Genomic DNA, 24,217 nt, shown 5'->3' with positions numbered 1-24,217 from the left:
GCTTCGGTAGATGGAGTCGGTCACCAATAGGGACCGTCAACTTCACGCGAGGGGAAGCCATGGGGAGAGTTGCCACGAGCGCTGCGTGGGCCGGAGTCGGTGGGGTGGCCTGGGCAGCCAACCAGGCCGTCGAGGGACGGGCTTTCCTCCGGGCAGCCGAGATCATGAATGCCCAGATCGCGCTCGACTACGACGCCATCGGAGCCACGGGGCGCTTGCCAGAGGTCGCCCCCGTGCTCCCGCTCCACGGCGGGATGGTCGCGAGCAAGCCGAAGATTCTGCTGACGTGCTGGGCCGGGGGCGCGGCGCTCACGCTGGTGCTCGTGGCGGCGCTGTTCTTCCTGGTCTCCGTCACGCACCTCGACAAGAGCACGACCCCCGCTGGTGCTCTGGTCGGTTCCATCGGTATGGGTGTCGGCTTCGCCATCTTCGCTGGATGGTTCCCCGGCTTGCTGCTGTGGTTCGTCTTCGGCAGCCGGGAAAACGCGCGCCGCTCCACCAACGTGGTGCTCCAGCAGTACCGCCGCTACTGGGCGGCCCGGGAGCAGGCGCGCGTCGACCTCGCGCACGGGGCAGACCCCGACGCGGTGAGGCGCTTCCTGGACTCGTTTGAGATCGCCACCTACGACGACGCCAGCCTGTTCGAAGGAGCCACAGCATGACAACGCGTTCGCAGAGTATCCAGCGCCTGATCGCTCTCGCAGTGGTCGGATGTTCCGTGGCCTCGTGCTCCAGCCAGGGCCCGACCTCGGCCAGCACAGACGGGGGCACCGCCCCTGCCGAGCAGGCGACTTGGGCAGGGATCATCAGCGGGGCGGACAGCATGAAGATCGGGCTCGACACGTTCTATGCCCAAGAGGTCCAGATGACGTGCAGTGGAACGAGCGCTGCGCCTAGCGCCATCCTGAGGACCACGGAAGGCTGGGTGGCAGAGGTCTCCTCCGTCGAGGAAGGCTTCGGGCCTGCGGACGTGATGGTGTTTGACCCAGATGGCAAGTCGTACACGTTCGTCGCGGATGGGAAGTCGGGCCCCACCTGGAACAACGGCGTGCTGCAAAGTCTGTTCGGGCGCAACGAGACCGTCGATGGCAAGGAGTGGCGGCTCTACATCCAGAAGGGATCGTGCGCGTGAGCACCCCGCCCACCAAGAACAGAGCCCTGAAGGCGCGTGCACTCCTGCGGGCACGCATCACGCCCGAGGAGAGGGCTCGGCTGGCCGCTCTGGATCGGCAGATCGCCAGCGAGGATGAGACCGACAGCCGCCGCGAGTTCCGACGCATCAGGGCGGGCCTGCCTGAGCCACCGCGAGAGGTTATCCGGACCTTCCCGGGATGGGCGGAGAGCGGTGCTACACACACCGGGCTGGCATAGCACTGCGACACACCTACCAAGCAAAAACCTTGGGCGCATTTCCTCACTTGGAAATGCGCCCTTTGTGGCTTGTCAGAGAGTGTGTAGCACGTTGCGTTGCTCTCGCAAAGGGTGCTTCACTAGGGCAAATGCCCCCGCAGTGGGGCCCTATTGTTGTGCTCATAGTCGAGAGGAGCACTCATGCCCAGGACTTCACGCGCCACGCTCGCCCAGCGTCCCGAACGCATCCGGTTCGTAGACAAGGAAAAGCGCACCGTCGCGATGAATCCCACTGTCTACGCTCGCCTCCTCGCCGTGGCCGAGCAGGAACGTCGGTCCATCAGCGCTCAGATCGAATGCTTTATCGAGGAGAGCCTCGACCGCCGAGACCAGAGTGCCCGAGGGAAGGCGAACGCCCAGTAGTTAGAAGCAGCGAAGCGCCCCGTGATCTTTGGCGGATGCGGGGCGCTTCGCAGGAGTCCGATAGGAGGACGAGATGAGTGTAGCAAGTAAGAGCCATGACAAGACAGGTCCGAGGGATGCGCGAGTCGTCCAACCGTCGACATCTCCGCCGCGCGTTCCCGCCGATGCACGGGACGGGCGGGTGATGTCCGCGTTCGACGCTCTGTCTGTATGGAGCGCGGTTGAGTTCCAGGCAAACCGCGCACGCCTATCGGCTGTTCAGATGCGCGTATTGCACGCCGTCCTGAACCAGACAGTGCGCTACCAACGGCTCTCGGTGCCCATCTCGCGGTCACGCATGGCATTGCTGGCCGACGTCCACGGCAACAACTTGGCCGCGTGCCTCGATGTGCTGGAGATGTCGGGCTTCGTCAACCACTCCCCCGGGGTAGGGCGGCGGCTCACGGTGGTGACTCTCGTCGTCCCCGAGGACTGGGAACGGCATGAGCAGGACTCGGGGAGGGACCCCGGGCCCCGCACACAAGCCACCACCCCTACCGTCGCGAGTTCCACTACCTCTGAGGTCGCGGAAGTCACTACCTCTAACGTCGCGACTTCCGCTACCCCCGACGTCGCGACTTCTGCTACCTCTACCGTCGTGAGTGATGCGACCTCTGCGGTAGCGGGAGTCGCGACTAGAACGGGGAGGGAATACGAGGAGAAGGTGACGAGGAGTGCAGACGGGGAGGGTCCGCGTGCGGCTGTGGCTGCGCTGCGAGCGGTCCCGGACGCCCACGCCCTGTCGCTCGATCCCAATGCTTCAGCGGAGGGTGTCGCCTCCTCCTTCTTCGATGCCATGAAGAGTGCAGGCGCGCCAGTTGTCAACACTGGCAAGGTTCTCCAGGGCATCCGCCAAGCGGGCAACGCCGGGTACGCGCCGCGCGCCGTCATGATGGGGCTCGGCTTCTGGATCGCTGAGGGTGAGATGTATCCAAGCCAGATAGGTGAGCGTTGTCAGATGGCAGTACTGGCAGGCGGTCCCCCGCTATCTACAGGCGTTGACGATCTCCTGCGCGAGGGGCAGCAGCGCTTCGCTGTCACCAGGGCACGACGGAACATGGGACCCTCCGCTGCGGATGTGCGCGAAGCCAGAACGCAGCTTGCCGCCGAGCGCTGGCAGCGCAAGCCCAAGGGGCAGAACCCTTGGGCGTGACCCATGAAGCTCGGCGTGGGGCTCCCCACGCGATACCGCCACTCCGACCCGCCCACAAAGCACCTCGCCAGTAGGCGACAGACCTACGATTGTCACGCGGGTCAGAGCTGCTCGCGACTCCCCCGAAAGGACTCATTGCCCGTGTCACGTCTGACTGACCTGCTTGCGGAAGCGAAGGCCAAGGACCCCGCGTTCGGAGCAGCCCTCGAAGAGGAGTACCGCCACCTCACTAGCCGCCGCGCCTTCGGGCTGAACTTCGAGCGCCACCGTCCCGAGGCAGTCGAGTTGCCGGGCAAAGTGATCACGCGTGGAGACCGTGTGCGCGTCCTCCCGCCGCGCGGCGTGTTGGAGAGGGGTGCCCAGACCCTCTGGGTCGTGAAGAGAGTCAGCAACGAGGATGGCCGTGCGGTAGCCCATCTGGAGGAGGACGATCCCACCTCCGAAGAACCCCAGCGATGCGCTGTGGACTGCGAGAAGCTCGTTGTCGTTGCCCGGTTCAGGGACCGCATCTTCCCAGGGCTCGCGGAGACGGGACGTGTGGACCGCGCAGCGGAAACAACTCCGGCGCACACCGTCATCAACGGCGAGAACTTCCATGTTCTCAAAGCGCTGACTTACACCCACCGGGGCAAGGTCGACGCCATCTACATCGACCCGCCCTACAACACCGGGGCCCGAGACTGGAAGTACAACAACGACTACGTGGCGTCCGACGACCAATACAGGCACAGCAAGTGGCTGGCCTTCATGGAGCGCCGCCTGGAGATCGCCCGCGAACTTCTGAACCCGGACGACTCCGTTCTGATCGTCACGATTGACGAGAAGGAGTACTTGCGGCTTGGCCTGCTCTTGGAGCAGACCTTCCCCGAAGCCAACATCCAGATGGTCACCTCATCCATCAAACCCTCTGGCTCGCAACGAGGCAACGAGTTCTCTCGTGTGGAAGAGTTCATATTTTTCGCGATGCTTGGAGACGCTCACCCGCGCACAAGCACCACCGACATGCTGCGCGACACGGAAAAAGGACTTACAGCGTCTTCGGTGACTTGGCAAGGGTTACGTCGACGGGGCAGCACCGACTGGAAGCGGTCGCATCGACCCAACGGGTTCTATCCACTATTCATCTCCTGCACGGATGGCTCAGTTCAATCGGTGGGTGAACCCATCCCACTGGCGCAGGATCGCCGCTCCGTCGTTCCACCCGCCGGAACTTGGGCCGCCTGGCCACTGGACCCCAAGGGGGCCGAGGGAAGATGGCAGGTATCTCCCGAACGACTGAGGGAACAACTTGCCGAAGGTACTGCGGCGCTGCGGAGAGGCGACCAAAGAACCGGCTCTGCGACGGTTGTCTACTTGAAGGGCGGGGACCTCACCGCCGTTCGCTCTGGCGCGTTCGCGGTTGATGGGCGAGATGCAGAAGGAAAGATCAATGTTTTGCCTGCTGCGCTTGCCACCCGCAAAGCTAAGTCCATGTGGGTCATGCCGTCCCACGATGCGAGCGCTCACGGAACAGCACTGCTGACACGATTCCTGCCGGAGCGAAAGTTCCCCTTTCCCAAGTCCCTCTATGCGGTCGAGGACGCCCTGCGTTTCTTCGTGAAGGACAAGCCGGATGCCACCATTCTCGACTTCTTTTCCGGCTCCGGCACCACCGCCCACGCCGTCATGCGCCTGAACAAGCAGGACGATGGACGACGCCAGTGCCTCTCGGTGACCAACAACGAGGTGGGGGCAGACGAGCAGAAGGTCCTGCGCAAGGACGGTCTCCGGCCTGGTGACGCCGACTGGGAGCGGTGGGGCATCTGTGACTACATCACGAAGCCGCGTGTCACAGCCGCCATCACAGGCAAGACGCCTGAGGGCCAGCCGGTCAAGGGTGACTACAAGTTCACCGACATGTTCCCCATGGCCGATGGGTTTGAGGCGAACGCGCGGTTCTTCACGCTGACGTACGAATCACCCCTGGCTGTCACTCACGGCTTGGCCTTCGAACGCATCGCTCCGCTTCTGTGGTTGAAGGCAGGCGCGGCAGGCAGGCAGATCACTGTGGAGCCAGAAAGCGGCTGGGAGTTGGCCGACACCTATGGACTCCTCACTGACCTGGACCACGCCGCCGCGTTCACGCACGCGGTGGCGGAGAACCCAGGAATCCGGGTGGCCTACATCGTGACCAACGACGACGGGCGCTTCCAGCGCGTCGCGCAACGGCTCCCAGAGGGGGTCGAAGCGGTGCGTCTCTACGAGTCGTATCTGACCAACTTCTCCGTCGACTTGGGTGAGTGAGGAGCCAAGATGGAGTTCACGCTGAACGACTACCAGGTCGATGCCGTCGCGGACGTGCTGACCAACCTGAGCGACGCCCGGGACTTCTGGCACCGTAGGGGCCGCAGGTCTGCCGTCTCGCTCTCAGCCACTACGGGTGCTGGTAAGACCGTCATGGCTACTGCCGTGATCGAGGCTCTGTTCCGAGGAGACGACACCTTCGACTTCGAGGCCGACCCGAGCGCTGTAATCCTGTGGTTCTCCGACGATCCAAGCCTCAACGAGCAGACCCGCTCGCGCATCCTTGAGGCTAGTGATGACCGCATCAACTTCACCGATCTGATCGTCGTGCCGAACACCTTCAACCAAGAGAAGTTCAAGGCACACAAGGTGTACTTCCTCAACACCCAGAAGATGCGAGACGGGGCGAAGTTGGTTCAGGGGCACGACCCTGAGCGTGATCGAGAGCGCTACGGCGAGGCGCTCTTGCCCCCGGACGGGCGCACCTGGACGATCTGGCAGACCATCCAGAACACCATCGAGGACCCCAACCTCACGCTGTACCTCGTCTTGGATGAGGCGCACCGGGGGATGAAGGAGACGAAGGCAGACGAGGAGGAGAAGGCCACCATCGTTTCCCGACTCATCAACGGCCACGCTGGCATCCCTGCGGTCCCAGTGGTCTGGGGTATCTCGGCCACCGTGGACCGCTTTGACAAGGCCATGGAGCGCGCTCAGAACCGCACGATCTTGGCCAAACTTCACGTTGATGCAGCGCGAGTGCAGGAGTCAGGGCTCCTGAAGGACACCATCGTTCTCGACATCCCCGCTGAGTCGGGGCCGTACCGCACGACGCTCGTCCGCCGTGCCGCTGACAAGGTGCGAGCGATGACCCGCGAGTGGGCTGAGTACGCCGACAGCCAGCCGGACTCAAAGATCGTGTACCCACTGCTGATCCTCCAGGTAGAGAACAACCCAAACCACGCGGAGATCGGTGAGGCACTCGACGTCATCTTCGACCGCTGGCCGGAGATCACTCCCGCAGCGATTGCCAACGTCTTCGGAGAACACCGCACCAAAACCTTCGGTCAATGGGAGGTCCCCTACATCAAGCCCGAGCGCGTCCAGGAGTCGTCATCGGTGCGCGTGCTGGTCGCGAAGGACGCCATCTCGACCGGATGGGACTGTCCGCGCGCCGAGGTGATGGTTTCCTTCCGCACGGCCAAGGACCCGACGATGATCACCCAGTTGCTCGGGCGCATGGTCCGCACCCCACTTGCTCGCCGCATCCCTGGGAACGACCGGCTGAACGCGGTCGAGTGCATCCTGCCCCACTTCGACGCGAAGGCCGTGACGGCCATCGCAGAGAAGATGATGCACGGCGGCGGTGCGAGCGACGAAGAGACCGTTCCCGGGCGGCGCGTTCTCTTTGACGCCAAGGACTACGTGCCGAACCTCGCCCTCGGCTGGGACGCTGACCACCCCGGCAAGGGCGAGTCCCCGACCGCGCAGGCTGTCTGGGATAAGTTCGTGCAACTTCCTGCCCAGTCCATCCCGCCCAAGGGGGCCAAGCCAGTCAAGCGGCTGACGCTGCTGGCCCACGAACTGGCCACTGACGACCTTCTCCCCGATGCGGGCAAGGTCGCCCACGCTGAACTCCACAAGGTGCTCAACGCGGCCCGCGAGCGCTTCTCTGCCGAACTCGCGGTCGCTGCGGATGACGTCGCCACGATGGAGGGCGCCACCCTCGTGGCGGACATGCGTGGCAAGGCCAAGTCCTTCTCTCAGTACGTGGAAGAGGCTGACATCGTGGCCATCGAAGCGGCCTATCGCGCCGCAGGGCGCGTCTTCAGTCCCGATCTCGCGCGCACCTACGCGGAGCATCTGGCGACGCAGAACGTCAGCGTGAGCCGTGAAGACGCCCTTCTGGAAGCCCACGAGACCATCGCGGCTATGGGGCTCGTCCCTGAGATCAAGACCTATCTGGAGTCCGAGGCTGAACGGCTGACCTCCGCATGGTTCACCACGTACCGGGCCGCGATCAAGAACCTTTCCCATGAACGGAAGGCGGAGTACCACAGGATTCGCCAGATGTCGCGCGAGCCGCAGCCGGAGGACCTTGAAAAGCCCGAGAAGCGCACGGAGCCCACCAAGGTTCGCGAGGCGAACGGCCAGGAGCATCCCCTCCCACTGAGGCGCGACCACCTCATGGCTGACGAGTCGGGTAACTTCCCCGCCAACCTCAACGACTGGGAGGTCGCAGTCCTGGACCGGGAGACGCAGCAGACAGGCTTCGTCGCCTGGTACCGCAACCCAGCGCGTTCAGCCACCGGCTCCCTCGCGATCTCCTACGAGGATGGCCAGTCCTGGAAGGCCCTGCGGCCCGATTTCCTCGTTTTTTCCCGGACGCCGAGCGGTGAGATCACGGCAAGCATCGTGGACCCTCACGGACATCACCTGAGCGATGCGCTGCCCAAGTTGAAGGGCTTGGCCACCTACGCGGAGAAGCATGGCCAGCACTTTGCTCGCATCGACGCCATCACGAAGATCCGGGACACCTTCCGCGTGCTCGACATGACGGAGCGGACCACGCGCGAAGCGGTCCTCAACGCCACCGATGCCAAGAGCCTCTACGAGGGGGTCCACGGCAATGACTACTGACAGTGGGGGTGTCCAAAACTGTCAGACCCCCATGGCTCAATGGACAGCATGAACCTTTACACCAAGAACGGCAGGCCACTTCAGCTGTCCGGCGACCAGCTCTTCGCTCAATCGGGCGCCTACCTCGGACGACTCCGCAACGAGAGGGTCTACGACCCCAGCGGACGGTACGCGGGCACACTCGTCGGCAACCGCATCGTCTACCGGGCGACGGATAGCGCCACCATCAGCAGCCCCAGCATCGCAACGCCTCGCATACCCACCGCGAGGATCAATGCCATCCCCTCCGCGATGCTCGGCGACGAGCCACCCTTCGTGGACTGAGGACACCTCGGCATCATGGACAAGTTCTGGGGTCTCACCAGCACCGGCTGGACGGCCATCTACACGTTGCTCACGTTGGGGCTTCTCGTAGTTGCTGTAACCGCAGCTCTCGTGGCCCTCGGTCAGTGGAAAGCTGCCAAGGCCCAACTTGCTGACGCCCGGAAGGCAGAGCTGGAGGCGCGCCGCCCCTACGTCTTGGTGACAGCCGAGGAGTCTCGCGCAAGCCAGCAGCTCTTCGATCTGTCGATCCGCAACATCGGCCAGCGGCCAGCCCTCAAAGTGCGTGTCACCATGGACCCGCCGCCCGTGAGGGCGCGCGAGACTGGCGACGAGTACGTCCTGTCCAAGATCAAGATGCTGACCGAACCCATCGCGATGGTGGCCCCGGGGCAGGAGATGAGGACATTCTGGGACAACCACATCGAGCGCAGAGGCCGAGACGACCTGCCTAACTTCCACAACGTGCTGGTCACCTACGAAGACTCGTCTGGGCACCGGTACGAGGAGACCTCAGTCATCGACCTGGAGGCCCGCCGTGGAGCGCTCTTCACCAGGATCGAGTCGGTGCACACCATCGGCAAGACCCTCGACGCCATGCTCGACGTCTTCAAGGGGTCATCGGTGTTGGGCAAGCATGGGGAGCTGGACGTCGCGGCAGTCAATGAGACCCGCGACGAGTATGACGCCAGGAGCGAGCGAGAGGCTGTCATCCGAGAGGGAGACATGATCAAGAGACAGCTCTGGGCGCAACAGTTGTTGAGCGATGGGACTCCCGGCAAGGCGCAGGAAGTAGCCGAACTGACCAAGCGGCTTGAAGACTGGAAAGCTGCGCACGCGGGGTTGCTCGCCAACCCGGAAGCCCCCTCCCGGCGCGCTCGAATCGCTGAACGGGGGCACCACCTCCTGAGGCGGCTCACCCGCCGCGCATAGAGTTCGGCGCATGGAGGGATGGCCGGACGAAGCTACGGTGCAGAACGTCTTCGCGGGTGTGCTCGAAAATGAAGGTTGGGTCATCGACCACCTCGCAAACACGAAGGCCCGCGAGCATGGCATCGACGTCCTCGCTCACAAGGGTTTACGCCACCTCGGCGCGGAAGTGAAAGGCTTCCCATCCATCGGGTACGCCGACCCTGCAAAGGCCGGACAGAAGAAGCGAGCCAAGCCCAACCACCAGGCAAAACTCTGGTACGGCAAAGCGCTCCATGCCGCCATCATCCTGCGGGACGCCGAACCCGACTGGGAGTCCCTCATCGTGCTGCCTGACTGCCCCCGCTACCGCGAGTTGGTGGCTGAGACGGCACGAAGTGTTCACGCTGTGGGCATCCACGTGGTCCTCGTGTCCCCAGACGGGGCGTGGTTCTCCGACAGCTGGAGCGGCTAGTCTCCGCAAGCCATCTTCCGTCACAGACCAGCCAGTGGGCGAGCCCCGGCGCGTGGTGGCGACGCGTAGGCGGTTCACACCTTCGTGGGGCGGACTTTGCTGACGCCGTGTTCATAGAGCGGATCGCAGGCCACCAGAGCGAGCACCTCATCGAGATAGCTGCGCGCTAAGCGCGGCCCTTGGAACAGCGCGACGTTGGCGAACGCTACCTCCATCGACTTGGCGTCAGCGTCGCGGAGAGCCTTCGTGAAGACCTTCGGCTTCTTGGGGGTCACGGTCGTGGGCCGCATCCACATTCGGGCGTGGTGAGAGACCAAGTTGCGCAGGACGGTCAAGGACTCGATGTTGGTCAAGAAGACGGGGTGTCGAATAGCCAGACCGTCAGCCACCTTCTTCCACACAGCGTCATCGGGGTCCGATGGCTTGTCGCACTGGGTGATGAAGCGGGAAAGCAGCCCCAGCGAGAAAGAGTCGATCACGCTCCAGAGAGGAAGGTCCTCGATGTAGCCAACCAGCTCATCGTGCCGTAGTTGGTCGTACTTCTTCGGACGTTCAGCTCCCCGCTGGGACGCTTGGGCGGCGATGTGGTCCTCCACGAACGGCTCACCGTGGCGGAGGACGCTGTTGATGATCCCCCGTACCATCTCGGTCTCGCTACCGGATGAGGTGCACACGTACTGCTGCTCACGGAGGAAGCTGCCACAAGGATCGTGGGCCCCGCAGTAGTGCTCCACGGCCAGGGAGCGGAGGTTCCACTCGGCCTGTCGCAGTCCTTGGTATAGGAGCTTCGCGACCTCGTGGTCCCGGTCAATCACCCTGAAGACGTCATCGGGTATCGGCTGCTGGATGCACGGCAGCCCCTGAGCCGTGAGCATTCGGTAGTTGCGTGCGTAGCCCAGGAAGTAGTGGAAGTTCATCGAGCCGAGACGCTCACGGTGCTCGTCGGTGACCGAGCCCCGTGGGAAGTAGCCACGCTCGTAGAGGTAGCCGACCCTGCCATCAAGGTTCAGGAAGGGTACCTCTTCGGCCATGCCGGACAGCATAGACCCCGGAAAAGTAAGGACCCCCGGTTGCGCATCGTTGAGAGGCTACGGGGGGACTGTTGAGTACAGGCTAGCGCGCGGTCCAGTCCACATTGGCCAATTCCGGGCGATTCACAGGATTTGCTTGGGACTGCCTTGGGCACGCTCTCTGGCGCGGCTCTCGTCAAGACTGTCGGCGCGATGTGTCTGAATGGGTGGTGACAAGGCGTCACCATGATCCTAGGAGAGCCAATGCCCAACCCCCTGTCACCCAGCATCATGCTGGCCACGTCGATGCAGGCACAGCCGGGCGTCTACGCCCTGCTGCTCGGGTCCGGCGTCTCCACCGGAGCTGGTGTTCCGACAGGGTGGGGCGTCGTGAAGGACCTCGTTCGCCGCGTCGCTGCGCTGGAGGACCCTGACACGCTCTCTGAGGCGGAGGCGGACCCTGAGACCTGGTGGACTGCCCACCACGGCGAACCGTTGGGGTACTCGACCCTGTTGGAGGCACTCGCCCCCACCCCCTCGGCCCGGCAGGCGCTCCTCGCAGATTTCTTCGAGCCGACCGACCAGGAACGCGAGGAAGGCATCAAGACGCCCAGCAGGGCGCATCTGGCCATCGCCGAGCTGGTGAAGCGCGGTGCTGTGAAGGTGATCCTCACGACCAACTTCGACCGACTCATGGAGCAAGCACTGGAGACTGTGGGCGTGGCCCCGCAGGTGATCTACAGGCCCGAAGCAGTCCAGGGCATGAAGCCGCTCGCTCACGCCCCGGCCACGGTGATCAAGCTCCACGGCGACTACCTGGACCTCGGGACCCGGAACACCCCCAGCGAGCTGGAGTCCTACCCGGACGAGTGGAAGACTTTGGTCTCCCAGGTGCTGGACGAGTACGGCTTGGTGATTTCCGGCTGGTCGGCTGATTGGGACACGGCGCTGGTGGCCTTGATGGAGGCCGCCCCGAACCGGCGCTACCCGCTGTTCTGGGATCAGCGCAGTAGCCGGGGTGACACCGTACAGCGCCTCCTGGCCGCCCGCGCAGGGACAATGGTGCCAGCAGCCGGGGCCGATGAGCTGTTCACCGAGCTGGCCTCCAACTTGACCACCTTGGACAAGCTCGCGGAGCCGCCGCTCACGACCGCCATGGCCGTGGGCCGGTTGAAGCGGTACTTGCCCAACCCCGTCCATCGCATCGACCTGCACGATCTGGTGATGGCAGCGGTCGACCGCGCCGGAGAGGCCGCACGAGCCCAACCGCTCGACATCCCCGACTTGGACGAGCAGGGCTGGGATGAGCTGTACCAGTCTCACCGCGACGCGGTGATGCCACTACTGCACCTACTGGCAACGGGCGTGTGGCACGACACCCAGGATGAGCACAGCGACTTGTGGGTGGAAGCGCTCCAGCGGCTCGTGGACCTGAGCGCAACGCAAGCCCCCTCCGGCCAGCAGTACGTGGCAGACTTGGGAAACCTGCGTCTCTACCCGGCAGTTCTCGCCAATTTTGTCGTCGGTGTCGCCGCTGTCGCCCGCCATCGAGAGGGCCTGCTGCTGCGAGTGCTTCGAGAAGTTCAGGGGGTCATGATCGGAATCCACGACCAACGTTTCGCCGCGCACCAGCTGCTCGATCCCCTACGGCTGCCGAAGCTCGACGTCCTTCCCCGTTGGAACGGCCAACCCTGGATGTTCCCGGCCAGCCGCCTGCTCCGTGAAGACAGCCGTGCAGCCTTCGACTCGCTCATCCCCGACGACGAGCAGTACCTGCGGCTCACGCACGACTGGGAGTACCGGCTGGGCCTGGTCCAGACCAAGGAATCCGGCTACTTCGTCTTCTACGGCGACTCAGCAGGGGAGCTGCAATGGGGTCCCCGAAGTCAGGGAATCCCCGCTTGCGAGACCCGCTTCCTCGACCGACAGACACATGACCACCGCTGGCCTTGGACCGACTACCTCGGAGGTGAAACCGAACAGCAAACCCTCCAAGAGACGCATCGAGGAAACATGCGCGAGGTGTCGCATCGAGCCAGGCTCGGCCTCAGCCGAGCCCGCTGACACCAGACGGCGGGGGTCTACCCACTCGTCCCTAGACGCCTCTCAGCCCTGTCCACGATCCGCAGCAGAAGGTCGGCCAGTTGGATCACTTCGGCAGCCTCGGTTGGGTCCTCGAACTGAACAGTTCGGTGGCTGGCGGGGTTCTTGTACGCACCAATGGCCCCCGCGAACAGGTCCGCTGTCGCCTGCTGTTCGCCCCCCTCGGCAGCACCATCGGCGAGCACACCACCTTTCGGGCTGAACGCCTTCCTCATGAGCGGGACCCCAAGGAGTTCGTTGGGCTGCCCGGCGACGCGGCGCACTTCGACCTCGACGGCCTTCATGGCTGCGAAGCAGGCAGTCTCGTAGTCGCCTAGGGCGAAGTTCGCGCGAGCGGATTTCAGCGCTGGATGGAGGTCGCCTGCTAGGCGCTCGCTCGCCCAGACCTTGGTGAGTGCTGCGGCATCAGCTACCACCTCTTCACCAAGCGCTGTGCGACGTTGCCAACTCTTCCCACCCGGATTCAGAGAGGATGGTCCGATCAGGGCATGGGATTCCAGCCAGGCCCAAGCATCTGAGAGTCGAGCCAGCATTTGGGTCATGTCGGCTGGCTGCGACTGACCCAAGCTCCCGTGTTGATGCTCAAAGCCCCGAACCAAGTTGTTGAAGTTGGCCTGCTCGCGAGGCTGGATCGCCAGCAACTTCAACGCCAGGTCGGGCAGGGGCAAGTTCCGGATGTCATCGAGTTCAAGCATGGCGGCAGGCTACGGCCCAAGGCTGACAGTCTCGGTTACGTCGCCAAGTCAACCGGGACGGATTTGCCGCCTGAGGGCTTCGTGATTCCCACGCCTCGCTCGTCACAGGGCGTCCTACTTGCACCTATGTTGTCGGTCATGGATCGCAATTGGGAACTGCGGTGGGTGCACATACCCGAGGGGCAGCACCTTTCACGGTCGTCACAAACCCCTGGCGCGGACCGCGACCTCCTCAGGGACAACACCACGAAGAAACTCTTGGGCCCTACCGAGTCGCGCCCTGCGAGCCTGTCCGACCTGTCCCCGGCAGACGACCCGAACACAGACGGGGGAGGTAAGGCCTTCGCAGCCGAGCTTGCGCTGTACGCCTTCGATCAAGTCTGGGACGCGTACGGCGACGAGCTGACCGCGTGGGCCTACTTCGCGGTCAGGGACAAGGCCCGAGACCTCCGCGCATGGCGGCAGGAGCGGCGCTCCAAGAAGCGGCAGAAGAAGACCGACCGGCTCGCCGACCAAACCGCCCCGGCCCTGACCACTGCCCAGCCGCGCATCTCCGCCGCCGAGTTCCGCAGACTCCTCGCGCAAGCGGCAGCCGCTGAGGCCTACGCAGCGGAAGTTCGGCACGCGCTGGCCCACGTCGATGTCGAAGAAGAGGAGGAGATGACCCCGGAGCTACGCAGGAGTATCGACCTGGCCCTCACGCAGGGATTCACCTCGCTGGACGCCGATTCGCAGGAGACACTCGCGCAGTACCTCCTGCGACAGGAGGAGGTTTCACCCCCAGCGCGCCCAAGGAACGCTCGGCGGGGTTACCGGATCGAACAGGTTGCTTCCGACGACGGGCCAGTCAAAGGTCTCCCCGCTCACTAGCCAGAGGACCCCATCACGTGGCTGAGAGGGTCCTGACCGTGCACGCCTCAGAGTAAGGCTCGCCCAGCAAGATTTGCTTCTCGCCCTATGGAGGTGTGCAATAGTGAGATTGACCTCGTTGTCTGTGAGTGTTGACCGGTGTTGAGTGAGTGAGGGGGGTCACGATGTTGCATGCCGAGGATGTTGCCTCCATCATCGTTGCTCGCAGCCCGGGTGCGGTTGACCGGATGAAGCTCTTGAAGCTCCTCTACTACGTGCAGGCTTGGCACCTGGCCATCACGGACGAATGCGCCTACCCCGAAAAGACGAAGGCATGGGTGGAAGGCCCTGTCGTGCCGCAGGTGTGGCACGCCTTCAAGGACCATGAGACCCGCAGGCCAGAGAACCAGAACCTCTCCACCTTGGAGGTCAGTCACACTCTCTCCTCAGTGATCGACGCTGTGCTGGCTACGTATGGCCACATGACCGGCAAGCAGCTCAGTCAGCTGACCCATGACGAGCTGCCATGGGCTGAGGCGCGAGGTGGACGCCCCGCCAGTGAACCCTGCTCGGATGAAGTGAGTGTCGAAACGATGGCTCGTTTCTACCGCACGCACAATCTGCTCGCGGGCCAAACTGCCGCTGACATTGCTGTAGGCGGATTCGTGATCCAAGAGGCGTCAGAGGAAGCGTTCGACGTCGACGCCTTCCTGGAAACGCTGGACGCGGGGGCGTTCCCAGAGCAGATGCCGTGGGACGACAGCGAGCGCTATGAGCCACCCGCTGATTTCCTGAGCTTCTCGCAGCGCGCGACTGCCTGACCGGCGGTAAGGATGCCGGAGCCCCAACGCCACGTCGTGGTGTTTGATTGCAACGTCTACGTGGACGCCGCTCGATCCTTTCCACCCCCTGTGTCATGGGCTAGCATCGCGGACGCGGTGGTCCACCATGCCAAGCCGGAGTTCAAGCCCCGGCTTCCGCTCCGCCAAGTCGACTCTCTCAAAGCACTGGCCATCACCACCTCTGGTTGGTTCCGCCCAGGTGAGCCTTTGGAAATCTGGATAGGCCACCACATTGTCGACACGGTGGACCACATCCTTCAGATGAGCACAAAACCAGACAGCCTCGGGCGCTACGGCTTGGGATGGAGGCAAGCGGACGCGACCGCCTTCGTGGAAGACATCATGCTTCACCGGATGCGACTAACGGGTGGAACCCACGTGGGGGACCCGTCTGCCGAGGCCGCGCCCCCGCTCGACCACGAGGACGGCAAGGTGTTCGGCATCTGCCGTGAAGTCACTCGCCGAGACCCGACCATCACCTGCTACTGCGTCACCAACGACCATAAGACATTCATCGTGCATGCGCGAAAGGGAGCCCTTGGCAGTCACACCAAAGTCCTGACTCCATCGCAGTTCGTTGCACTCGTAAGGGCGGCGCGTATGCCGTCTACACTGCGGGGCCTTGCCTTCCCGACCAGCCAGAAGTAGCTCTCCACCTTCGTGTCAACCGGACAGCCCTCCGCCTAATACGATCGGGCTATGACGACCCCCTTCGAGTTGGGACAAATCTTCACGACTGAACCGCTCGCTACGCGAGCCCTCGCTGCCGAACTTCGTTATCACCCCAAACGGGCACAGGACCTAGCCGAGCGCGTAGTGAGCCGTCCCGTAGGCAACCTCTGCGAGGTACGTGTGGAACGTGACCAAGACGAAAAGGCTGATGTGCTGCTCCGCTTCGAGCAGTCGACCATCGGCATCGAGGCCAAGTTCGACCATGCCATCACGCACAGCCAAATCATCCGTCTGGTGGGAAAGGTTGACCACCTGATTCTGCTGGTCGTTGACCAGGAAGACGCCGCCGAGTTCTCCGCTCGCACGGACGTGACTGTGATGACCTGGAGAACGCTGTTGGGCGGACTCCCAGATAGCCGGATCACCATAGCCGACGTTGCAGCGATGGATGACCGCAAGCGTCGCGCCAGACGCGCCTTGGCCGCCGTGAATATCGCGTCACTGATGCCAAATGACGAATGGGACCCGCCGCACCCTGACCAGGCATCAGGCAGCGGCATGCCCTCGTTCTACTTCGGAGCGCCCCTCACGCAGAGCCGTTGGATCACGGTGCAGGTGGCTTCCGACCGTAAGCAGGGCTCGAACCTCTTCGTAATCAATGTCGGCGTCAACGTCCGAGAGCATGACTTCGACGCTGCCCAGCTCGCAGCAGAACGCGAACCTGAGTGGATCAGCTTGGTCAGAGTCTTCTGCGCCGAGCTAGAACGTGCCGCTCTCGGCGCAGGTCTCCAGGTCTCTACGACGGCGGGCAGAGGCGGTTCCGACCGCTCCAACATGAAGGTGGCCTTGGCGAAGCACTGGAAACTCCCTGGACACTACGCAGTTGGCTACACCGACTCCTACGTCGGGTTGAAGCTGAACCTTGTCGAGCCCGAGGCGCTTGCCGATGTTGTGGCTCGCCTCCTCCCGTGCGTCGAGACAGCACGCCAAGCCTGCATCGCGGGACTGAGTGCCGCGGAGTCATGAGCGCCGGACGGCTTCTGCTTCGCCACCCCTTCGGTCAGCAGGCCGACCGAACGCCCCAGCCGCTGAGGAGCAGGACCCCAACTCTCGCGACGGTGCGGCACACCATTCTCACTAACCACCTCTCGGCAGGATCAGCGCAAGTGACCGGCCCGCAATTCAGTCGCCTCGGCGCGACGTGCAGTGCGTCCACGACGGCATCCGACACGGCGAAGGTGTCGTTCTGCGCCCATGTGTGGTTCCAGACGTCGAAGCTGGCGTCGGGTCCGTCAACGCCGAATCCGACCAGCCCGTCAATGGTGACGCCCTGCTTGGTGAACGCCCCAATCGGGAAGGAGTGCCAGCCACCGAGTACGCCATCGTCGTGCCTGGGCCGCCAGCATGCTTGCGGACTGTGATCCCTAGTCGACGCACCGACGGGGGAAACTCCAGGAGGGGCGGGGGGAACCACATAGCGCGTGAGTGATGACGCCTATTGTGAAGTGAGTTTCGAGAACGCCCCAGCGTCATCATCGGGTGGGCGTCGTCGAAGCGTCGGGGTGGGTTGGCGCTCTCGCCGAGGAATCGGATGGCCTCCACCAGTTCTTCGTCGGAGTCGGCCACGGGCGAGTGGGTTTCGCGGCGCCCGTCGCCGTACTGCACGAAGACGCCGTCGTGGCCGTGCACCTCGATGTTCTCTGCGGTGGGGATCTCGAACAGCGGCTGGAGCCGTCCATAGCCGAAGATGGCGTTCTCCACTGCCGCCGCCACCGCGTGCTCGCGGGCCAGCGGCCAGACGCTCTGCCCCTGCCGCACGCTGTCCTCGGCGTGGTTGCGGACGACGGCACGGATCGTCGCGCGGCCCATCATCCGCTTGTCCTGCGCAGGCATCGGCAGGCCGTGCTCCGCGAACCAGCGCTGGGACGTGGACGTGATCTGTTCGGAGGCCACCTGCCGCAGCCGCACCACCAGGCCCCAGTCGACCTCCTGTGTGGCGTCGGCGCGCTTGAGCATGGTGCGATCCGCCGCTTGAGCAGCCGCGGCCGGCCCCGGGTCCGGGTCTGAGGCCTTGAGGCGGGCCAGCACCTCGTCGAGGGACACCTGGCTCATCGTCCGACCCCCGCCGGCTGCCACCACGACGCGTCCCGTGCACCGTCGATCGTCTCGATGCGGTTGCGGATCTGCTCGTCGATCCGTCCGGCAGTGCGCCGCAGCCCGCGGACGAGGGCACCACCCGCGAATCCGCGCGGCGTCGCCTGCCCGTCGCTGAGGACGGCTGCCTGGCGCGGCTCGAAGGGGAGCTCACCCCACACCGACACCCCGAACTGGGCCTCCACCTCGCGCGCCGAGTAGGGACGACCAGGACCGACGAGCACCAGGCCGAGCTGGGCCGAGGTGGCTTGCGCGGAGACGACCGGGAGCGCGATCCGCAACGCGGCCAGCGCGCGCAGGTCACTGCGGACGAAGACCAGGGCGACATCCGACTCCCCCACGAGCCCCGCGGGTAGCCCACGCCCGATACGGCCAGCGTCGACGATCACGTCCGTACCCGCCCGTCCGAGGTCACGCAGCGCACTGGCGGCGCTTCCCCAGGAGGCATCGAAGGAGTGTGCAGCGCCGGCGCTCGCGAACCCGGGCAGGAAACGGCGGCTCGGAGTGCCCTCCGACAGGGGCAAGGTCTGGTGCCACACCTCGTCCACGAGGGGACGCCGGTCCCGGTGCGCCAGGGCGACATGGGCCAGACCGCGCCCGCCGAGCTCAACTCCGCTGAGGAATCCGGCGGCGATCGCCTGTGCCGGGTCCCGGTCGGCGTCGACCAGGAGCACGTCCCGGGGCCAGTTCAACGCAAGACCAAGCGTGCCGGTGGTGACCCCGGGGGATCCAGACGCGGAGCAGCAGGTGACCAGTGCCATCAGGATGCCTTCCGGACCAGGACGATCAGGTCACGAGCGGCGAGGTCTGCCACTTCGGCCGACACGCTCTCGGGCACTGCGACGTCGAGCAGGCTGCTGGAGCCGTCGGTGGAGGTGCGCGGCGCGGTCACGACCACCGCGTCGACGACCAAACCCTTGGTGTTCTGCTTGTCAGTGGAGACCTGCACCAGTTGGACGGCGGTACCCGCGGGCAGCGACTGCACGGGCACGCGTCCTGCCTGCAACTTGAGACCCAGCTGCACCTGCCCTGCCTCCAAGGTGGCTGTACCTATCGCACCGGTGCCCACCAGGGACCCAGCAGGCAGGTCGACGAGCGCCTGCTTGCCCACGAGCTGGGTCAACTGATCGCCGGGGATGGTGCGCACGCCCGGTGCTGGCCCGATGGTGACCACGGACAGGTCGGTGGACTGAACGACCTCTCCCCGCGGCACGCTGTGGGCCACGACGACCACCTGATTGGAGTGGCTGGCCTGCTGATAGGCCATCACGCCGCCGAGCCCGCCCAGGGCCGCGAGCAGCACCCCGGCCGCCACGAGCCGGGGGCTGCGGCGGGGTCGAAGGGTCGCGATGGTGGGCTGTGCCACCGTTGGTGCAGGCATGCGGGGAACGATAAGCAGCCAGAGGGTCACTTCCCAGTGACCTTTTCCAGCCTGTGGACAACGCCCGGATCCCAGGCTTCGGGGGCATCACTTGCCCATTTCGCTCAATCGTTGCCCTCACGTGGATCCCGGGATATTCAGCGTCGTCTTTGGAGGGTCGTCCACAACCACTGGTTGCTTGGGTCACTGTCTCGACTTCATGGTCGTGGCGCGCGCCCCACTTCTGGCAGCCAGCAGCATGATCTTGCGGGCGCACCTTCCGCCCGTCCACAGCCTTCCTGTGGAAAACCCCGCCTTCTGTGCACAACTACCTAGTCAGGTGGCGTGTCGGTGTACGGGTGGGTGGACGGGATATGAACAGCGCTCCGGGGTTCGGCGTCCACACATCGTCGGCGTGTCGGGACTTAATTGTGGACAACTGCCTGTGGAAAGCCCGTCCCCACGTGAACGAGCCAACACCGAGGAGCTCCTACGACGAGCCGTAGTAAACCGTCAACGCAGTAGTCAAAGACACTTTGAACGTTGCCAGTCCAATTGCGATGGTGGTCCGTTTCGGTGTTGTCCACCTTTCCACAGACGCTGTGGAAAACTGTGGACAACGCGTGGTTGTGGAGAACTCAGACGCGTCCCCGGCGCGGATTGGCCGCCGTTTCGGTGGTGTCCGTGCTGGACGAGCTCTGCACGACGTAGGTGGACGAGGCCTTCACCCCGGCCGCCTGGGCATCCGCGGCCGACAGGGTCCCGATGCCTCCGAACGCGATGGTGGTCGCGGCGGCCAGGCCGGCGACGGTACGACGGAGAGCGTTGCTGCGATTCGTGTTCTTGGTCATGTCCCAACTGAATCGGCCGAACCAGTGAGTTTCCTGTGCGTCCCGCCTGCATTGGATGTGACGCTCCACGTGGTTGTCCACCGACCCCCGACCACCTAGCCTCGCGCCATGGAGCAGGCCAGCACCGACGACGTCGCCGAACGATACGCTCGCTTCGCCGCGGTCGAGGCCAAGAACCACTCCGAGGTCTACCAGCGCTGGGCCGAGGGCGTCGCCAGCGACGCAGAACTCGTCCAACTCATCTCCGAACTGCCTCCTGACAAGCGGCAACCCAACATCATCTTCGCCAGCGCCCGACTGATGGGCGCCCCGGTCGGGCCGTGGCAACCGGCCCGGGAACACCTCGTCCAGCACTGGGATGACGTGCGCGCGGAGGCACTCGTCCGCTCCACCCAGACCAACGAGGCCGCGCGCTGCGCCGTCCTGATGCCCCTGTGGGCTGAGCTGTGGAAAAGCCGCCGCCGCCCGCTCGCCGTGATCGAGGTGGGCGCGTCTGCGGGCCTGTGCCTGCACCCTGCTGCCTGGCGCTACCGCTATGTCGACCGGGAGGGGCGTGAGCTGTCCGCCTTCGGTGATGGCGCGGAACTGGAGGTGGTGGTCAAGTCGTCCCTGCCCGTGCCCGATGCGCTGCCCGAGTTCGGTTTCCGGACCGGCTGCGACCTCTCCCCGCTCGACCCCACCGCCGACGCGGACTGGCTGCGGACGCTCGTCTGGCCCGGCCAGCACCACCGCCTGGAACGCCTCGACCACGCCATCGCGATCGCCCAGCGCGACAACGCCGGACCCTTCCCCGTCGAGGTTGTCCAAGGAGACCTGCGCGACCCCCAGACCCTCGACGCGCTGCTGGCCAAGGTGCCGGATGGGATGCTGCCCGTTGTCCACCACACCGCCGTGCTCGCCTACCTCGAAGCCGACGACCGGGCCGGCTTCGAGGCCGCGATGCTGGCCCGCGTAGCCGACGGCCAGTGCCACTGGATCAGCAACGAGGGCCAGTCGGTGGTTCCGGGCGTGCGGAAGCGAGTCGCGGCCAAAGTGGGCTTCGAGCGCTCGTTGCGCAAGGGCGCCTTCGTCGTCGCCCTGGACGGGGAACCGCGCTACCAGGCCGACGGACACGCGAGCTGGATCTTGTGACGAATGGTTGCGGAAGCACGCCCTGGGGCAAGATCCCGCTCGGACTGGGTGGCGAAACTGCCGACTACGGCTGGAAATCCACCCCGTCCGGGGGCACTAGCCTCGTGGGCATGACGCAGGATGCACTCGAGGCCACCCATTTCCTGATCGACATGGACAGCACGCTCGTCGACTCGCATCGCGTGGTCGAGTGGGTCTGGGGTGAGTTCGCCGAGCGCCACGGGCTGGACCGTGCCGAGGTGCTCGAGCGCTGCATCGGAGTCCCCGCCATCGAGACCCTGCGTCACTACCTGGACGACGAACCCCTGGCCCAGCAGGAGTTCCGCTACATCCTCGACCAGGAGGAGGGGGCCCGCCAGGGCATCGTCGAGATCCCCGGAGCGGCGGCCTTCGTGGCGGCGCTGAACCCAGGACAGTGGGCGCTGGTGACTTCGGCGACCGGGACCCTGGCCAGGATCCGGCTGGAACTGGCCGGCATCCAGGCGCCCCAGGTGTGCGTCTTCGGTGAGGACGTCTCCCACGGCAAGCCGGACCCCGAGCCCTACCGACGGGCCGCCGAAGGTGTGGGCGTCGATCCCACCACCTGCATCGTGCTGGAGGACTCCCCGGCCGGGGTTCGCTCGGGGCTGGCGGCCGGCGCACGCGTCGTGGTCGTCGGGCCCATGGACCACTTCGACGACCGGGCCCCCCGCATCCCGGACTTCCGCGGCATCACCCCGGCACACGTCGTCGAACTGGCCAATACCAGCCGCTGATCAGCGCCCACAGGATGATCGGCGCCAGCCACCTCACACCGTGGGTGGAGATGAACAGAACACCGCAGGCGGACGAGAACTGTCAGTGCCCCCGGGCACCCTTGCAGACATGATCACCAACATGCTCAGCGTCCTGCTCGTCACCCTCGCCGTCGCCATCGTCATCGCCATGGCCGCCTCCAGCTACGTGGCCGAGAACTCCTGATTCACAGGCGGCTCATCATGGTCTCGAAGTCGTGCTCGAGGGTGAAGTCGTCGGCGGGCTTGCGGGCCGGGCGCTGCACCCGTCCCTCGCCCGAGACCATCTGGACGAGCTCACTGGCGGCCTGCTCGACGCGGCGCGCCAGCCCGGAGTCGTCGCCCCAGTCGTCGGTCGCCGCGAACACCGCGGTCGGCACGATGGCCGCCTTCAAGTAGAAGAACAGCGGCAGCATCGTCTGGTCGATGGCCAGCGAGTGCCGGGCGGTGCCGCCCGTCGCCGCCATCAGCAACGGCTTGCCGCGCAGGGTGCCCTCGTCCAGCACCTCGAAGAACATCTTGAACAGCCCCGCGTAGGAGCCGTTGAACACCGGAGTCACGACCACCAGTGCGTCGGCCTCCGCCACGGCCTCCATCGCCTGCTGCAGCGCAGGGCTCGCGACTCGTGTCACCAGATGGTTCACCAGATCGTGCCCCAGCTCGCGCAGCTCGACCACCTGCACCTCCTCGGCGCCGGTGGCGGCGACCAGACGGTCCAGCAGGAGTCGGGACGAGGAGGGCTGCGAGAGTCCGGCAGACAGGCCAACGATCTTCATACTTGGTTGAACCTTTAACTACTGTTCGCTATTCCACCACTGGGTCCTAGCGTTGGGCGGGTGAGTGCCGACCTGAGCCCCTCGACAGCTTCGGGGACCGTTGCAGGCACGGGGCTTGGGCGTCAGATTGCCGCACTCGCCATCCCCGCCTTCGCGACCTTGGTCAGCGAACCCCTGCTGTTGATGGCCGACTCGGCCTTCGTCGGACACCTGGGCACTGCCGAACTCGGAGCGCTCGGCATCGCCGGCCAGGTCGTCACCATCGTGCTGGGGCTGTGCGTCTTCCTGGCCTACGGGACGACAAGCGTGGTCGCCCGCCTGCTCGGCTCTGGCCACCGGGAGCGCGCGCTGGCTGGTGGCATCGACGGGATGGTGCTGGGCCTGGGGCTCGGGCTCATTCTCGTCGTGGCGATCGAACTGGTCGCACCGCCCCTCGTTGGCCTCTATGGCGCAAGCCCACTGGTGCACGAGATGGCCGTCGGCTACCTGCGGATCGCCTGCCTCGGGCTGCCCTTCCTGCTGGTCAGCCTGGCCTCGACCGGCGTCCTGCGTGGCCTGCAGGACACCCGGACCCCACTGGTGGTCGCGATCGCCGTCAACCTCGTCAACGTCGCCCTCAACTGGGTGCTCATCTACCCGATGGGTCTGGGCCTGACCGGCTCGGCGATCGGCACGCTGGTCTCGCAGGCAGGCGGTGCGGTGGCCTTGTCGACGGTCGTGCTGCGTGGCGCGCGAGCGGCCGGTGCGCCGCTCGGCTTCAACCCGGGCGGCGTGCTGTCCGCTGCCCGGCAGGGTGGGTGGCTGGTGCTGCGATCCCTGTGGCTGCAGCTCGGTCTGTTTGCGACGATGACCGTCGCCGCCCGCACCGGCGCCATCGGGCTGGCCGGCCACCAGGTCACCAACTCCTTGTGGGCCTTCATCTGCCTCGCCCTGGACGCGCTCGCCATTGCCGCGCAGGCGCTGGTGGGGCACGAGCTTGGCGCCGGACGGGACGCCCGCGCGCGCCGGATCACCCTCACCCTGTGTTGGTGGGGTGCCGGAGGCGGCATCGTGCTGGCCCTGCTGCTGGTGGCCCTGCGCACGCTGATCGCACCGGTCTTCACCCCCGACCCGGCAGTGCAGCACCTGTTGCACCAGCTCTTGCTCGCCCTGGCCCTGATCACCCCGATCGGCGGCATCGTCTTCGTCCTGGACGGGGTACTGATCGGCGCCGGGGACGCGAAGTACCTTGCCGCGGCCGGGTTCGTCGCCACGGCCGCGTTGCTGCCGATGGCCTGGGCCGTCGACGCCGGACGCCACGGAGTCGTATGGCTGTGGGTCGCCTACGGCGGTTACCTGGTGGCGCGGGCGTTGACCCTGGTCGTCCGCGCCCGCACCGACGCCTGGCAGCGGCTGGGCGCCTGAGCCC

Annotated in this window: 24 protein-coding genes; 17 read left to right on the top strand and 7 right to left on the bottom strand. The window is 65.2% G+C overall.

Annotated elements, in window-relative coordinates; translation table 11 throughout:
• Positions 1-59 precede the first annotated feature (59 nt).
• The 9 genes from ABD089_RS12840 to ABD089_RS12800 all read left to right on the top strand — a co-directional run bounded on the left by ABD089_RS12840 (position 60) and on the right by ABD089_RS12800 (position 9,593).
• The gene (locus tag ABD089_RS12840) at positions 60-662 is read left to right on the top strand and encodes a hypothetical protein (RefSeq protein WP_343886839.1); all 603 of its coding nucleotides are present in this window, start codon (positions 60-62) and stop codon (positions 660-662) included.
• Positions 659-1,132 carry a hypothetical protein gene (locus tag ABD089_RS12835; RefSeq protein WP_343886838.1) on the top strand — a complete coding sequence of 158 codons (474 nt, stop codon included), beginning with the start codon at positions 659-661 and terminating at the stop codon, positions 1,130-1,132. The genes ABD089_RS12840 and ABD089_RS12835 overlap by 4 nt, the downstream gene beginning before the upstream one ends.
• 419 nt (positions 1,133-1,551) lie before the next feature.
• Complete coding sequence (locus ABD089_RS12830) at positions 1,552-1,773, top strand: hypothetical protein (RefSeq protein WP_343886837.1); 222 nt, start codon at positions 1,552-1,554, stop codon at positions 1,771-1,773.
• A 184-nt stretch (positions 1,774-1,957) separates the two neighbouring features.
• On the top strand, positions 1,958-2,965 hold the full coding sequence (locus ABD089_RS12825) for a hypothetical protein (protein ID WP_343886836.1): 1,008 nt from the start codon (positions 1,958-1,960) through the stop codon (positions 2,963-2,965).
• Between the two features lie 141 nt (positions 2,966-3,106).
• Positions 3,107-5,248: a site-specific DNA-methyltransferase gene (locus ABD089_RS12820; protein ID WP_343886835.1), complete on the top strand. Its 2,142-nt coding sequence runs from the start codon at positions 3,107-3,109 to the stop codon at positions 5,246-5,248.
• Between the two features lie 9 nt (positions 5,249-5,257).
• Positions 5,258-7,888 carry a DEAD/DEAH box helicase gene (locus ABD089_RS12815; protein ID WP_343886834.1) on the top strand — a complete coding sequence of 877 codons (2,631 nt, stop codon included), beginning with the start codon at positions 5,258-5,260 and terminating at the stop codon, positions 7,886-7,888.
• Positions 7,889-7,936: 48 nt separating this feature from the next.
• Entirely contained in the window at positions 7,937-8,212 is a 276-nt protein-coding gene (locus ABD089_RS12810) for a hypothetical protein (RefSeq protein WP_343886833.1), read from the top strand.
• Positions 8,213-8,227: 15 nt separating this feature from the next.
• Complete coding sequence (locus ABD089_RS12805; RefSeq protein ID WP_281446156.1) at positions 8,228-9,142, top strand: hypothetical protein; 915 nt, start codon at positions 8,228-8,230, stop codon at positions 9,140-9,142.
• 10 nt (positions 9,143-9,152) lie between these two features.
• Complete coding sequence (locus ABD089_RS12800) at positions 9,153-9,593, top strand: hypothetical protein (RefSeq protein ID WP_343886832.1); 441 nt, start codon at positions 9,153-9,155, stop codon at positions 9,591-9,593.
• Positions 9,594-9,667: 74 nt separating this feature from the next.
• Here the strand turns inward: ABD089_RS12800 and ABD089_RS12795 are convergent, their stop codons facing one another.
• On the bottom strand, positions 9,668-10,624 hold the full coding sequence (locus ABD089_RS12795) for an Abi family protein (protein ID WP_343886831.1): 957 nt from the start codon (positions 10,622-10,624) through the stop codon (positions 9,668-9,670).
• 243 nt (positions 10,625-10,867) lie between these two features.
• Here ABD089_RS12795 and ABD089_RS12790 point away from each other — a divergent pair, with 243 nt between their 5' ends.
• Entirely contained in the window at positions 10,868-12,667 is a 1,800-nt protein-coding gene (locus ABD089_RS12790; RefSeq protein WP_343886830.1) for an SIR2 family protein, read from the top strand.
• A 17-nt stretch (positions 12,668-12,684) separates the two neighbouring features.
• On the opposite strand, the gene ABD089_RS12785 is transcribed toward ABD089_RS12790, so the two are convergent.
• Entirely contained in the window at positions 12,685-13,401 is a 717-nt protein-coding gene (locus ABD089_RS12785) for a TIGR02391 family protein (RefSeq protein ID WP_343886829.1), read from the bottom strand.
• Positions 13,402-13,659: 258 nt separating this feature from the next.
• On the opposite strand from ABD089_RS12785, the gene ABD089_RS12780 reads away from it, so the two are divergent.
• The 4 genes from ABD089_RS12780 to ABD089_RS12765 all read left to right on the top strand — a co-directional run bounded on the left by ABD089_RS12780 (position 13,660) and on the right by ABD089_RS12765 (position 16,790).
• The gene (locus ABD089_RS12780; RefSeq protein ID WP_343886828.1) at positions 13,660-14,271 is read left to right on the top strand and encodes a hypothetical protein; all 612 of its coding nucleotides are present in this window, start codon (positions 13,660-13,662) and stop codon (positions 14,269-14,271) included.
• Positions 14,272-14,435: 164 nt separating this feature from the next.
• Positions 14,436-15,071 carry a Panacea domain-containing protein gene (locus ABD089_RS12775; protein ID WP_343886827.1) on the top strand — a complete coding sequence of 212 codons (636 nt, stop codon included), beginning with the start codon at positions 14,436-14,438 and terminating at the stop codon, positions 15,069-15,071.
• A 117-nt stretch (positions 15,072-15,188) separates the two neighbouring features.
• Complete coding sequence (locus ABD089_RS12770) at positions 15,189-15,740, top strand: hypothetical protein (RefSeq protein WP_343886826.1); 552 nt, start codon at positions 15,189-15,191, stop codon at positions 15,738-15,740.
• Positions 15,741-15,791: 51 nt separating this feature from the next.
• Complete coding sequence (locus tag ABD089_RS12765) at positions 15,792-16,790, top strand: hypothetical protein (RefSeq protein WP_343886825.1); 999 nt, start codon at positions 15,792-15,794, stop codon at positions 16,788-16,790.
• 156 nt (positions 16,791-16,946) lie between these two features.
• Here the strand turns inward: ABD089_RS12765 and ABD089_RS12760 are convergent, their stop codons facing one another.
• The 4 genes from ABD089_RS12760 to ABD089_RS12745 form a co-directional block, all read right to left on the bottom strand.
• Positions 16,947-17,876: a hypothetical protein gene (locus ABD089_RS12760; RefSeq protein ID WP_343886824.1), complete on the bottom strand. Its 930-nt coding sequence runs from the start codon at positions 17,874-17,876 to the stop codon at positions 16,947-16,949.
• Positions 17,873-18,679 (bottom strand): CpaE/TadZ family protein, encoded by an 807-nt coding sequence (locus tag ABD089_RS12755; protein ID WP_343886823.1) that lies wholly within the window; start codon positions 18,677-18,679, stop codon positions 17,873-17,875. Before ABD089_RS12755 ends, ABD089_RS12760 begins: the two co-directional genes overlap by 4 nt.
• On the bottom strand, positions 18,679-19,299 hold the full coding sequence (locus ABD089_RS12750; RefSeq protein ID WP_343886822.1) for an SAF domain-containing protein: 621 nt from the start codon (positions 19,297-19,299) through the stop codon (positions 18,679-18,681). Before ABD089_RS12750 ends, ABD089_RS12755 begins: the two co-directional genes overlap by 1 nt.
• Before the next feature lie 617 nt (positions 19,300-19,916).
• Positions 19,917-20,129, bottom strand: a complete 213-nt coding sequence (locus ABD089_RS12745; protein ID WP_343886821.1) for a hypothetical protein — start codon at positions 20,127-20,129, stop codon at positions 19,917-19,919.
• A gap of 108 nt (positions 20,130-20,237) precedes the next feature.
• Between ABD089_RS12745 and ABD089_RS12740 the strand changes: the two genes are divergently transcribed.
• The gene (locus tag ABD089_RS12740; RefSeq protein ID WP_343886819.1) at positions 20,238-21,260 is read left to right on the top strand and encodes a DUF2332 domain-containing protein; all 1,023 of its coding nucleotides are present in this window, start codon (positions 20,238-20,240) and stop codon (positions 21,258-21,260) included.
• 110 nt (positions 21,261-21,370) lie between these two features.
• Positions 21,371-22,015: an HAD-IA family hydrolase gene (locus ABD089_RS12735; protein ID WP_343886818.1), complete on the top strand. Its 645-nt coding sequence runs from the start codon at positions 21,371-21,373 to the stop codon at positions 22,013-22,015.
• Positions 22,016-22,221: 206 nt separating this feature from the next.
• On the opposite strand, the gene ABD089_RS12730 is transcribed toward ABD089_RS12735, so the two are convergent.
• The gene (locus ABD089_RS12730; RefSeq protein WP_343886816.1) at positions 22,222-22,809 is read right to left on the bottom strand and encodes a CE1759 family FMN reductase; all 588 of its coding nucleotides are present in this window, start codon (positions 22,807-22,809) and stop codon (positions 22,222-22,224) included.
• A gap of 60 nt (positions 22,810-22,869) precedes the next feature.
• Between ABD089_RS12730 and ABD089_RS12725 the strand changes: the two genes are divergently transcribed.
• Positions 22,870-24,213 (top strand): MATE family efflux transporter, encoded by a 1,344-nt coding sequence (locus ABD089_RS12725; RefSeq protein ID WP_343886814.1) that lies wholly within the window; start codon positions 22,870-22,872, stop codon positions 24,211-24,213.
• Positions 24,214-24,217: the final 4 nt, after the last annotated feature.

The organism is Luteococcus sanguinis (assembly GCF_039527675.1).
GTDB lineage: Bacteria > Actinomycetota > Actinomycetes > Propionibacteriales > Propionibacteriaceae > Luteococcus > Luteococcus sanguinis.
This window is presented reverse-complemented; position numbering and strand designations above follow the sequence as displayed.